The organism is Streptomyces sp. NPDC058632 (genome assembly GCF_042717095.1).
Classification (GTDB): domain Bacteria; phylum Actinomycetota; class Actinomycetes; order Streptomycetales; family Streptomycetaceae; genus Streptomyces.
Map to the genome: position 1 here is coordinate 18,121 of NZ_JBHXQZ010000094.1, position 12,556 is coordinate 30,676.

Annotated in this window: 10 protein-coding genes; all 10 read left to right on the plus strand. The window is 73.7% G+C overall.

All coding sequences use genetic code 11. The annotated features are described in order from the left end of the window. The first annotated feature begins 160 nt into the window (after positions 1-160). The 10 genes from ACFWVE_RS28520 to ACFWVE_RS28565 all read left to right on the plus strand — a co-directional run bounded on the left by ACFWVE_RS28520 (position 161) and on the right by ACFWVE_RS28565 (position 12,491). Positions 161-1,381: an Ig-like domain-containing protein gene (locus tag ACFWVE_RS28520; protein ID WP_384019871.1), complete on the plus strand. Its 1,221-nt coding sequence runs from the start codon at positions 161-163 to the stop codon at positions 1,379-1,381. 297 nt (positions 1,382-1,678) lie between these two features. Continuing rightward, a complete protein-coding gene (locus tag ACFWVE_RS28525) occupies positions 1,679-2,926 on the plus strand; it encodes an Ig-like domain-containing protein (protein ID WP_384019874.1) in 1,248 nt (415 codons plus the stop codon). A 174-nt stretch (positions 2,927-3,100) separates the two neighbouring features. Then, a complete protein-coding gene (locus ACFWVE_RS28530; protein WP_384019877.1) occupies positions 3,101-3,868 on the plus strand; it encodes an enoyl-CoA hydratase/isomerase family protein in 768 nt (255 codons plus the stop codon). A gap of 274 nt (positions 3,869-4,142) precedes the next feature. Next, positions 4,143-4,646, plus strand: a complete 504-nt coding sequence (locus tag ACFWVE_RS28535; protein ID WP_384019880.1) for an ATP-binding protein — start codon at positions 4,143-4,145, stop codon at positions 4,644-4,646. Positions 4,647-5,570: 924 nt separating this feature from the next. Beyond that, a complete protein-coding gene (locus tag ACFWVE_RS28540) occupies positions 5,571-6,248 on the plus strand; it encodes a hypothetical protein (RefSeq protein WP_384019883.1) in 678 nt (225 codons plus the stop codon). Next, positions 6,245-6,799 carry a YkgJ family cysteine cluster protein gene (locus ACFWVE_RS28545; RefSeq protein ID WP_384019885.1) on the plus strand — a complete coding sequence of 185 codons (555 nt, stop codon included), beginning with the start codon at positions 6,245-6,247 and terminating at the stop codon, positions 6,797-6,799. Before ACFWVE_RS28540 ends, ACFWVE_RS28545 begins: the two co-directional genes overlap by 4 nt. Then, entirely contained in the window at positions 6,796-7,902 is a 1,107-nt protein-coding gene (locus ACFWVE_RS28550) for a sugar-binding transcriptional regulator (RefSeq protein WP_384019888.1), read from the plus strand. The genes ACFWVE_RS28545 and ACFWVE_RS28550 overlap by 4 nt, the downstream gene beginning before the upstream one ends. Positions 7,903-7,910: 8 nt before the next feature. Continuing rightward, entirely contained in the window at positions 7,911-8,663 is a 753-nt protein-coding gene (locus tag ACFWVE_RS28555; RefSeq protein WP_384019891.1) for a type VII secretion system-associated protein, read from the plus strand. Beyond that, positions 8,660-12,109, plus strand: coding sequence for a hypothetical protein (locus ACFWVE_RS28560; protein WP_384019893.1), 3,450 nt, complete (start codon positions 8,660-8,662; stop codon positions 12,107-12,109). Before ACFWVE_RS28555 ends, ACFWVE_RS28560 begins: the two co-directional genes overlap by 4 nt. 94 nt (positions 12,110-12,203) lie before the next feature. Then, positions 12,204-12,491, plus strand: coding sequence for a hypothetical protein (locus tag ACFWVE_RS28565; RefSeq protein ID WP_384019896.1), 288 nt, complete (start codon positions 12,204-12,206; stop codon positions 12,489-12,491). Positions 12,492-12,556: the final 65 nt, after the last annotated feature.

Below are 12,556 nucleotides of genomic sequence, written 5' to 3' on the forward strand. Positions count from 1 at the left end.
GCGCACCCTCGCGTCGCCCCGGAGCGGGGGCGCACACCTAGGTCCCCGCGGGGTGCTGGGACCCGTCCCTCCGGGGCGCGGGGGCGGGACCGGGCGGAGACGGGTGCCCCGAGGGGACGCATGGTCGTTTCCCCACGCGCACCCCGTCGTTGGGTAGCGCGTGAGCCACGTACAAGGGCGCGCACGGCGCGCGAGGGCCGCACTGGCCACCGTAGTGACATGGGCAGGATTGCTGGCCGGGGCCGTCGGCTGTACTTCGGACGGTCCCATCGCAGGGGCGTTCGGCCCTCCGGGACCCGAGGAGGTGATCCGGGTCGTGCCCGCCGACGCCAGCAAGGAGGTGCGCCCCGACCAGGTGCTGCGGGTGCGGGCGTCCGAGGGCCGGCTGGAGTCGGTCAGGGTCGTCCGGTCCCAGGACGCGCGGGAGTCCCCGGTCCCCGGCCGGATCTCCGCCGACGGACAGAGCTGGAAGCCCGACGACGAACGGCTGGCGCTGGCCGCGAAGTACACGGTCGACGCCGTCGCCCTGGACGCCGGCGGGCGCCGCTCGGCCCGCCACACCACCTTCACGACGTACGTCCCCGAGCAGCGCTTCATCGGCTACGTCGCCCCGGACGACCGTTCCGTCGTCGGCACGGGGATGATCGTCTCCCTGGCGTTCAACCGTGAGATCGCCGACCGCGCGGCGGTCGAGCGCGCCGTCCGCGTCACCTCCCGCCCGGCCGTGGACATCCGCCCGCACTGGTTCGGCAGGAAACGCCTCGACTTCCGCCCCGAGAAGTACTGGAAGCCCGGTACCGAGGTCACCGTCGAACTGGACCTGCGGGACGTCGAGGGCGCGCCCGGCGTCTACGGGCTCCAGCACCGCACGTTCTCGTTCACCGTCGGCCGCGGTCAGGTCTCGGTGGTCGACGCGTCCCGGCACACGATGGAGGTACGCCGGGACGGCGAGGTGCTCGCCACGGTGCCGGTCACGGCCGGGGCGCCCAAGACCCCCACGTACAACGGGAAGATGGTGATCACGGAGATGCTCGAGGTCACCCGGATGGACAGCCGCACGGTCGGCTTCGGCGGCGAGTACGACATCCCCGACGTCCCGCACGCCATCCGCCTGACCGACTCCGGCACCTTCCTGCACGGCAACTACTGGGCCGAGGACGACGTCTTCGGCGACACCAACGTCAGCCACGGGTGCATCGGTCTGCGGGATGTGAAGGGCGGCGGCGCGAGCACCCCCGCGGGCTGGTTCTTCGACCGCAGCCTCGTCGGCGACGTCGTGGAGGTGGTCAACAGCAAGGACCGGACGGTCGCCCCGGACAACGGCCTCGGCGGCTGGAACATGAGCTGGGAGAAGTGGACGAAGGGCAGCGCCGTGAAGTGAACCCCGACGTGACCCCGGCACGACCCCCGACGTGACCCCTGCATGGCCCTGGGGCAACCCCTGCATGGCTCCGGCATGACCCTGATACGACCCCGGAGTGTCGCCCTGGATCCACCCCCTGCGCGCGGACGGTCGAAAGGGCGCTCCGGTTGTGCGCCCCAGGAGGGTGAAAGTTGGAACGGAACGGTGACACACCAGCCGCGTTCAACCCTCCTGGCCTGTGGTTACTATGCGCCGAAGCGCGCGAGGGGCGTGCGGGGGCGCGGGCCGGGCCAGGCCCGCCGAGGGGAGAAACAAGTGAACGTGGGGCCGATATCGGGGGCGCCGGTCGACGCGCGCGGGCGCGGCGGCAGGAAGCTCGCCGCGCTGGCACTCGGAGTGATGCTGGCGGTCACCGCGTGCGGCGGCGGGGGGACCGGCTCGGGCGCCGGGTCCGGCTCGGACGACGACAAGCCCAAGGACTCCACCGCGGCGGTGAGCAAGCAGTCCGAGGCGGTCATCGGCATAGCGCCCGAGGACGGCGCCGGGTCCGTGAAGACCAGCGGCGCGCTCAAGGTCGACGCGGTCAAGGGCAAACTGACCGAGGTCGTCGTCAAGAACCCGGACGGAGAGAAGATCGACGGGGAGATATCCGGCGACGGCGCCCACTGGACGCCGTCGACCCACCTGGCCGCCTCCACCAAGTACACCGTGCACGCGGTCGCCAAGGACTCCGCCGGCCGCACCGCCGCCGAGGACTCCAGCTTCACCACGCTGACCCCCAAGAACACCTTCGTCGGCACCTTCACCCCCGAGGACGGCTCCAAGGTCGGCGTCGGAATGCCGTTCTCGCTCCGCTTCACCCGGGGTATCACCCACCCGGAGGACATCGAGAAGGCCATCACCATCAAGACCGAGCCGGCCGTCGAGGTCGAGGGCCACTGGTTCGGCAACGACCGCCTCGACTTCCGGCCCGAGAAGTACTGGAAGGCCGGCACCAAGGTCACCGTCGACCTCAACCTCGACGGCGTCGAGGGCCGTCCCGGTGTCTACGGCGAGCAGGCCAAGACCGTCTCCTTCACCATCGGCCGCAGCCAGGTCTCCGTCGTCGACGCCAAGAAGCTCACCATGAAGGTCGAGCGGGACGGCAAGGTCATCAAGACGATCCCGGTCACCACCGGTGCCCCCGGCACCGAGACCTGGAACGGCCGGATGGTCATCAGCGAGCGGCTCGCGGTCACCCGGATGAACGGCGAGACCGTCGGGTTCGGCGGCGAGTACGACATCAAGGACGTCCCGCACGCCATGCGCCTGAGCACGTCGGGGACCTTCATCCACGGCAACTACTGGGGCGGCGGCGCCTTCGGCAACTACAACGCCAGCCACGGCTGCATCGGCCTGCGCGACACCCGCGGCGGCTGGGACAAGAAGGCCCCGGGCTCCTGGTTCTTCGAGAACTCCATGATCGGTGACGTGGTCGTCGTGAAGAACTCCAACGACGCCACCATCGCCCCGGACAACGGCCTCAACGGCTGGAACATGTCCTGGGAGAAGTGGAAGGCCTAGGCCTGGGCTCCGGCCCGGCCGTCACGGCACTGCGGCCCCGGTGCGAGGTACGGCACCGGGGCCGCCGGCGTCGGCCACCGTGCTGTGTCTGTCCGGGGGTAACCCCTGGACCCCCGGTCGGGTGTGATCGACCGCACCCAGCCGGTTGCCGTTAGCCGCCGTTAACCTGCTGCCATGACCGTACATCTCGAAGTCGCCGAGGGCGTCGGCACGCTGCGCCTGGACCGCCCGCCCATGAACGCGCTGGACGTCGCCACGCAGGACCGGCTGAAGGAACTCGCCGAGGAGATCACGCGCCGCGACGACGTGCGTGCCGTGGTGGTCCACGGCGGGGAGAAGGTGTTCGCGGCGGGCGCGGACATCAAGGAGATGCAGGCGATGGACCACACCGCGATGGTCCTGCGCGCCCGCGCCCTGCAGGACTCCTTCACCGCCGTGGCCCGCATCCCCAAGCCGGTGGTGGCCGCGGTGACCGGCTACGCGCTCGGCGGGGGCTGCGAACTCGCGCTCTGCGCGGACTTCCGCATCGCCGGGGAGAACGCCAGGCTGGGCCAGCCCGAGATCCTGCTCGGACTGATCCCGGGGGCCGGCGGCACCCAGCGCCTGGCCCGCCTCATCGGCCCGTCCAGGGCGAAGGACCTCATCTTCACGGGCCGTCAGGTGAAGGCCGACGAGGCGCTGGCGCTGGGCCTGGTGGACCGGGTGGTGCCCGCCGCCGAGGTCTACGAGCAGGCGCACGCGTGGGCCGCGAAGCTCGCGAAGGGTCCCGCGATCGCCCTGCGCGCGGCCAAGGAGGCGGTCGACACCGGTCTGGAGACCGACATCGACACCGGCCTCGCCGTCGAGCGGGGCTGGTTCGCGGGCCTGTTCGCCACCGAGGACCGCGAGCGGGGGATGCGCAGCTTCGTGGAGGACGGTCCCGGCAAGGCGAGGTTCCTGTGAACCTTCCTGAGATGGCTTGCAATTGACGCGGTGTCTGATCCGGGTCCCTCGATGGGGCGGTTTGTGGGAGCCTTGACGCACCCTTAAGCCTGTCGTGTCGAGGGAGCCTGTCGATTGCCGCACAGCGATCCGTTTCCGCAGGCCGAACGGATCGCCGACGCCTCCGAAGTGCCAGGGGCATATGTCGGCGGACTGTCTCGCGGTGGGAGCGTACGGGGGGCGCATTCCGCCGGAACGGTCCCGGACGCCCCGTCGGACGTCCATGATGGGGGGCATGGCGGGGCTGGATGACAGGGAGCAGCCGCGGGGAGACGGGCGTGCGACCGCGTCGCGCTGGTCGCCGACGGTCGAGGACGAACACGCCCAGAAGGTACTGGAGTTGTTCGGCGATCCGTCACAGGCGGAGGTCCCGCTGCCGTCCCGCCCGGAGTCCGCGGCCACTGCCCGCCGGCTCACCCAGGTCGTGGTCCTGCGCCACTGGGGCCTCGGGGCGGCGATCACCGAGGACGCCGTCCTCCTCGTCTCCGAACTCGTCGGCAACGCGGTGCGCCACACCGGCGCCCGTGTCTTCGGCCTCCGGCTGCGCCGTCGCCCCCGCTGGATCCGCGTCGAGGTCCGCGACCCTTCCCGCGGCCTGCCCTGCCTCATGCCGGTCCAGGAACTCGACATCAGCGGCCGTGGCCTCTTCCTCGTCGACGCCCTTGCCGACCGCTGGGGCGTCGACCTCCTGCCCCGGGGCAAGACGACCTGGTTCGACATGCGCGTCACCGACCGCTGAGCCGAAGCGCCGGCCGCCGGGCCACCGTGCTCCCAGTCGCCGCCCGCCACTCCTTCAGGGCGGCGCGGCCGGGGAGACCGGCGACGTCGGTGTCCACGGGGTCGTCGCTGTACGGGTGGAAGCGCCGCGTCGCCTCGATACGGGCCTTGCCCGCGGTGACGTGGCCGGCGATCCACGGGCCGCCACCCGCGCAGCGTCGCCCCGCCGCTCGGGAGCCTTGAAGACGAAGGGCGGACCGTCGGTGCCGCAGGACGAGGACCGGTACGGACCCACATCGACGCCGCGCAGCACGAGGGCTCCCTGAAGTGCCGTCGGCAGGAGCGGAGTCGGGTGGAGTCGGAGGTGTCGGTGGAGTCGAATGGATCACTCCTCCTGTGCATCACTTTCTTCACCGTGGCACGGGACGCCCGCGCATGTGGTGGAAATGTCACCTTCTCACCGTCGTGGGTACCGGCCGGTGCGGCCTCACACGCCACAACGCCCCCCTGGAGTCCCTCCGATGTCTTCTCTTCGCCATGTATTGATTACCTGGATCGGGTGAACTGACCGAAGGGCTGTGTGTGTTGGCGCACGCCGACGGCCCGGGGCGCGGTCGCTCCGGGCGCTGCGCAGAACCCGTTGGGGGTTTGGTTCGGTGGGAGTCTCAGTGGGCCATGGGGCCGCGAACGCACTGGCCTTCCGTGTGCCGGGGCCGCTGGAGGCGAGGGACGCCGACGGCCCCGTCGACGTCGGTCCTCCGCGGCGCCGCCTGCTTCTGCCGCGCCGGCTCCCGGAGACCGGCCGACCCGTTCGCCTCATCCGGCTGCCTGTCGGCCCGGCCGGCCCGACAAGCCGGCGACAAGATGTGGCCGAGTCCGACGCCGTCGACTACGGGTGGCTTGCGTGCCACGCGCGCGGGGACGAGGCCCTGATGAAAGGAGCGACGTGCTGACGACTGGCGGTGCGCTGCGTACGCGCGCCGAATGGCATGCTTCCCGGACGGAGAACCTCTGTACCCGCGGGGCGCGCTTCGTCACGGGCTCGGACATCGCCCGCATCTCCCGGGCCCTCGCTCTGGAGCCCTGGCATGTCACACAGACCGCGCCCGCGGCCGCCGACGATCCGACCGGGATCGTCACGGACGGCGGCCGGCGCCGGGTGAACCTCCGCCTCGCGAACGGCTCGCACGGCTGCGTCTTCCTGCTGCGCACCTCCGGTGGCCTCGGCCACTGCGGGCTCGGCGACCTCGCCCCCGTCTCGTGCCGGGCGTACCCCGCCCACCTGGGAGACGGCACCGCCCCGGCCCCGGCGACGGACGCCGGGCAGACCGGTGCCACGACGTCCGGTGCCACGACGTCCGATGCCACGCCACCCGGCGGGCCCCGGCGGTGGACCGAGGGGGACCTCGACCAGAAGCTGCTGGCAAAGGCCAAGGGCGCCTGGACGGCGGACCGCGACCACTGGTTCGAGGCCGTCAAGCGGTGGAACGCCCTGGCCGCCGAGTACGAAGGAGCCAAGCCGACCGACGACGAGCCCGGCATCCGCGACTTCCAGCGCTACCTCCTGGAGGCGTACGCCGCCCGCGAGGCGGGCACGGCCTGGCCCGGGGAGGCGACCTCGTGAACGGAAGCGGAGTCAATGTCGCCGGATGTGCCACCTGCACGGGCGACTGCTGCCGGAGGTACAAGGTGGGCGTCACCGCCGCCGACATGCGCAGGGTCGCCGCCGGAACCGCGCTGCACCCCGAGGAGTTCATCACCCTGCTCAAGGACGACACGGGGTTCAAACTGGTCCCCGAGGGGCCGACCCTCGACCTCTATCTCGTGCGCAGGCCGGAGACCGGCGGCTGCGTGTTCCTGATGGAGATCGACTCGGGCAAGGCCCGCTGCGGTGTCTACGCCCACCGCCCCCTGGTGTGCAGCAACTTCCCCACCACCCTCGAACGGGGCGCGGTCGGCATCCGCCAGGACACGGTCTGCGGGCCGGACTCGTGGAATCTCGCCGCCATGGAACTGACCACGTACCGGCGCGACCTCGAACGCAACCGCGAGGCATGGGCGGAGCACCGGCGTCTGACCCGGAAGTGGAACGCCGCCGTGGAGCGGGGCAAGCGGGAGCGCACCGCCCGGGAGCTCTACGACTTCCTGCTCGGCCCCGACTGGAACGACCGATGAGACTGCAGAGAGACGAACGGCTGGACGAGCGGTTGAACGAACCCCGCGATGGCCGGCGCGACGACCTGGTCGGGCCCGGCGGGCCGGAGGCCCCCTCCGCGCCGCTCGACCGGCTCCTCGCGGCCTCCGTCGCCCGGCGGTTCTACCTCGGCAACCAGTCGAAGGTGGAGATCGCCAAGGAATTCAACATCAGCCGCTTCAAGGTCGCCCGCCTCCTCGACGCGGCGGTGGCCCACGACATCGTGCGGATCGACATCACCGTCCCGGCCGAGATCGACGTCCCGCTCGGGCAGGCACTGGCGGAGCGGTTCGGACTCCGGCACGCCGTAGTTGTCCGTCTGACGGACGGCGAGGACGGCGCGGCGCGCCCGGCGGGCCGGCACCAGGTCAGCCGCTGGCTCGGGACGGCGGCGGCCCAACTGCTCTCGGAGACCGCCGAGGAGGGCGACGTCATCGGGCTGGACAGCAGCCCCGCGGTGGACGCGCTCAGCGAGGCGGTCAACCGGCTGCCGCCGTGCGACGTCGTCCAGCTGACCGGAGTGCACGGACCGGACCTCGCCCGCGATCCCGCGGTCGCCGCGGTCCGCCGTACCGCCGCGACCGGCGGCGGCCCCGCCTTCCCCCTCTACGCCCCCTTCGTCCTGCCGGACGCCGCGACCGCGGCGGTCCTCAGGAGCCAGCCGGCCATCGCCGGGACGGTGCACCGCTTCGGCCGGGTCACCCGGGCCGTCGTCGGCATCGGCGCGTGGGAGGCCGGCCTGTCGACGGTGTACGACGCCCTGGGCGACGTGGAACGCGAGACGTACCGGGCGTCCGGCGCGTGCGCCGATGTGGCCGGCCATGTCCTCGACGTGTCCGGCGAGGTGATCCCCACGGAGCTGAACGCCCGCATGATCTGCGTGAGCGCCGCCGAACTCCGTGCCGTTCCCGAGCTGATCGGCGTCTCGGGCGGCGCGCGGAGCGCGGAGGCGATCCGCGCCGTCCTGAAGTCCGGCCTGCTCACCTCGGTCGTCACCGACACGACGACCGCCCGCCGTCTGCTGTGGCCCGACGACGCGGACGACACGGCGCGGACGGTCCCGGCGCCCCGAACCACCGAATGAGGACAGCAATGACCCAGCAGGGCACCGGGAGTGCCGTCGTCGTGAGCGAGCCGACGGCAGCGGAGGACACGGGCGGGGGCCCGGGCACGGGCGTGGAGCTTCCGCCCGTACCCGACGACATCCGTGAGGCCGGCCGGCTCGCCCCGGACCACTGGCTGGGGGTCGTCGACCCGATGTGGTCCGGTCAGGAGCGGCCGCCGCAGTGGGCGGTGCTCGGCCGCTGGCGGTCCGGCCTCGACGGCGAGATCGTAGAGTGGGAGGAGAACCCCGACTACCGGCCGTCCCCCCTCGCACTCGGCTGGCCCGAACCGGAGGACGAGGTGGACCACGCCGTCCAGCTCGCCTCGACCGGCTACGGGCCCGGCGAGGCGGTGCCGGCCGCGCTCGTGGGCCGCGAGGTCGCCGTGCTGACCGGACCGGACGGTGGTCCGCTGAGCGCAGCGACCCCGGAGGGAACCCCTGTCGTACCGGTGTTCACCTCGCCCGCGTTCCTGCACACCGCGGGGCGCCTCGCCTTCGAACTCGTCGGCGTCGCCGACCTCGTGCCGCGGATTCCCGAGGGGCACGCGCTCTATCTGAATCCCTCGGCCGCGGTGAGCATGCTGCTGGACGTCGACGCCGTACGCGACGCGATCCGGTCCGGCGCGGAGGACGGAGCGAACGTACGCGAGCCGTCCAAGGAGCAGCGGGACGGTGTGCGGCAGCGCCCCGCGCGGGTGCTGACCGAGGCCGTTCACCCGGCACGGGGGACGGACGCGTGAGCCGCTGGTCATCCGTCGTCCCGCGCCGCGGCGGCAGGTCCGGCACGGGGCGCGGAACCCGGCACCCCGCCACCGAGCCGCACGGCGGTGCCGGAGGCCGGGGGGCCGTCGGTGCCCCGCCCGTCGAGGACATCGACGGCGTCCTGCTGGTCCGCTCGGTCGACGACGACTCCTTCCCGCTGGACACCCTGCTCGAAGTGGCGGGCGCCGTCGGCATGGAGGAGGACGTCGTCACGATGATCGTCGGCTCCGCCGCCGGAGGCGGACCCGCCGGCGCCGAGCACTGGGCGCGGCTCGGCGCCCTGCTGGACACCCTCCGCTCGCAGGGCACCGACCGGGTCCGGCTCGTCATGTCCGGCGCCGGGGACGACCGGCCCGAGCGGCCCAGCGTCGCCCGCCGGATCGCCGACGCATGGGAACTGGAGGTCATCGCCCCGGACGGAGCCGTACTGATCACTCCCGGTGGCGTGCTCTTCGTCCACGGCGCCGCCCGCCCCGGACCCGGATGGTGGCGGTTCGCGCCCGGCGAGGCACCCCGCAGGCTGGGCCCGCGCGCACCCGCGCCCGCCTGGCAGGAGGCGCTGGACCGGGTGCCCGTGCGCACCACCGGCGGCTGCGTGGTGGACCGGATACCGGCGGGGGTGGTGATCCGCCCGGCCGAGGCCCCCGGCCCGGACCTCGGCGACCTGTGCTTCGCGGTGCCCGTCGACTTCGAACGTCCCACCGTCCTGGTCGGTGCCCCGCAGGCGGAGGACGTCGCGGCCGACGAGGTGGCCGCCGTGCTCGCGACCCTGCCCGTGGCCCAGCGCTCCCGTGTCCGGCTCGCGCCGGGCGGCCGGCGCGACCTGCTGCGGCTCGGCCAGTCCGTCGCCGACCTGCTGGGCGCCGAGATCGAGGTACTCACGGGTCTGCCGCTGATCGCCGACCACGCACCGCCCGGAACGGCGCCCCGGCCGACCCTGGTGGGGCGGGACGGCAGGCCGAGCTGGCAGCCGTTCGTGTCCGCCGTGGTCTGCGGGCCCACCGACGCCGAGGGCCGTACGCCCGCTCCCCGGCCGGTGGCCACCCATGTGCCCGACTGGATCCTCGGAGGCGCCGAGCCGGGGACCGTACGGCTGACGGACCGCTGGCAGGCCACCGTCACCCGGGCCGGACTCGCCCTGTGGGCACCGGACGGCCCGCGTCCCGGGCCGGTGGGCCCGGCCGTGGATCCGGAGGTGTGCGCCATCGAACTGGGCATGCCGGGCCAGCCGTTGGACGGCTCCCTGCTGCCCGCGCTGTCCCGGCTGCTGCGCGGCCTCGGCGCCGACACCCGGGCGCGGACCACCCTGCTGGTGCGCGGCCGGCTCGTGGGCGGCGACGGCGAACTGCGCCGGCTGGCCGCCGAACACGGCGTGCCGGGCATCCGCTACGTCACCGCCGCACGCCCCGCGGGCGCCGGTGCTCCGGCCCGCCGCCCCGGTACGACCACGGCCGGAGCGCCCGCCGGGGCGCCCGGCGAACGTGCCTCCGTCGCGGCGGCGGCGCCCCCGCCGAACCTCCAGCTCACCTCCTCGTCGGCACCGCCGCCGGCCGGACGCCGGACCGGGACCGGGACCGGGACGGAGGGCGGCCATGTGGCAACGTCCGGAGCGGCCGCCGCTCCGACCGTGGCTCCGCCGAGCGGCAGGCCGCTCGGTCGCCCCGCACCCGGCTCCGCCGCCAAGTCGTCGCAGACGAACGGGGGTTCACGGGCGGGTGAGGGCACGGATCGTTCCGATGGCGTTCCTGGACGGACGACGCCGGAAACCGGCCCGAACGGTGCCACCGGGACCGGAACGGCAGAGGCCGACGGCAAGCCGGCTGCGTCGTCCGGTGGTTCGGAGGCCGGAGAGGCTGCGGCTCGCAGTGGTGGCGGGGCCGGGTCGGGGGTGGAACCGGGTGGTCGTGCGGCGTCCGTGGTCGGCACGGTGCCGGACGCCGGGTCCGGTGGGGATGCCGAGGTTCTGTCCGGGAGGCGGGTGCCGGGGGTCAAGGCGGTTGCGTCGTCCGGTGGTTCGGAGGGCGGAGAGGCTGCGGCTCGCAGTGGTGGCGGGTCCGGGTCGGGGGTGGAACCGGGTGGTCGTGCGGCGTCCGTGGTCGGCACGGTGCCGGACGCCGGGTCCGGTGGGAGCACCGGGCCCCTGACCGGAGGGCCGGCGTCTGAGTCCAAGTCGACTGTTTTGTCCGGCGGTTCAAACCCCGGGGAGGGTACGGGCCGCTCCGGTGGCGCGCTTGGACCCGAGTCCGCGGCTGGGCCGGAGGCCCGTACGGCGTCCCGGGCCGGTGCGGCGGCGGATACCGGGTCCGGCAGCGGTACCGGGGGGAGGGGACCGGGGGCCGACACCAAGTCGGTCACTCCGTCCGGTGGTTCACCGACGGGTGCGACGGCCCGTACGACGTCGGAGCCCGAGGCGGGCGGCAGCCGGGCCGTACCCCCGGGGCTCGACGCCCGGGGCACGGACACAGACACGGGTACGGACACCGGCGAGGCGTCGCACGGTGCCGGAACCGGTCGTGGGGCGCCGCAGGCCGAGGCACGGCCGGTGGCCGGGACCGGGAACAGGACCCCGGGAACCCCGGCCCCGCAGGCCGCCCCGGTGCCGGGCGTCACGCCTGCCCCTGCCGCTTTGAAGCCCCCGCCCCGCCAAGCGCGTCCCGCGCACCTCCCCTTCGTCCCCGGGCATGTCAGCGGGGCCGCCGAGCAGGCCGCGTTCCGGAACTTCGCGGCAGGGGCCTGGGAAGCGCACGCCGCCGCGGTCTCCCGGCTGCTCACCCGGATGCCCGCGCTGCGCGGCCAGGAGCTGGAGGCCGCGCGGATCGATCTCGTCGCGGCGCACGCCTACCTCACCACCGAGGAAGGGCCGTTGCACCACCGCGAGCTGGTCCGGGACCTGCACTCGGGCGAGGGGCGCCTGCTGCCCTACGCCGGCTGCCTGGCGTCTGCCCTGCGACGGCTGCCCTCCTACCGCGGGGTGGCACTGCGCGGCGGGGACCCCGCCGGGCCCGAACCCGGGGTCGGCACGCTGCTGCAGGACCCCGCCCCGGTCAGCGCGCTGGCCGGAACCCCGGCGCTCCCCGCCGGGACCGCCGTACGGTACGCGATCTGGTCCGTCACAGGCCGCAAGGTACGGCAACTGATCGACCGGCCCACCGGATCCGCGCAGACGAACGAAGAGATCGTCTTCGTGCCGGGGACCGGCTTCCGGGTGCTGGGGGTACGGACCGTGCCCGCAGGCCCCTCGGTGGTGCTGCTCCGTGAGCTCCCCGGGAACGCGACCGCCTACATGGACGGGTCGGAGGAACTGAGCGGACTGGACCTGAAGGCGCTCGCCCACCTCGAGGAGGCGCTCTCCAAGGAGAACCGCGCCGGCGGGGGCCGGGACTGGCCGGAACGCTGCACCGGGCCCGTGGGCCAGGACGGGTAGCGACGGGCGACGGGCGGCGCGCGGGAACCACTCCACCCGGTCACGCTCACGGACAGAGATCACCACCGATCACGTACACAGTCCAAGGAGAACGATGACACGCAGTCAGAACCGGTCGTCCCCGGACGGACCGGAGCGAGAATCCCAGGCCACGGGCGGGTCGTCCGTCCGCCGGGCGGTGTCCCTGGGCCCGGCCGCGGCCGACCCGGGCGCGATGCTGGCGCCGGCCGCACGGCCGTCCGCAGCCCCGGCGAGCGGCGCGGGCGGGAACGCGGGCAACGAAAGCGAGGCGGCCCCCGCGCAGTCCGCCGCTGCGGGTGCCACGGCCGCGGAACCGGCCCCGGCGGCCAACCCCGCTTCCGCCACAGAACGATGCTCATGAGCAGCGGGCCCGCCGCCAGTGCCGGCACCAGCCCCAGCCTGCCCCGCCAGCCGGTGAACGTGTCC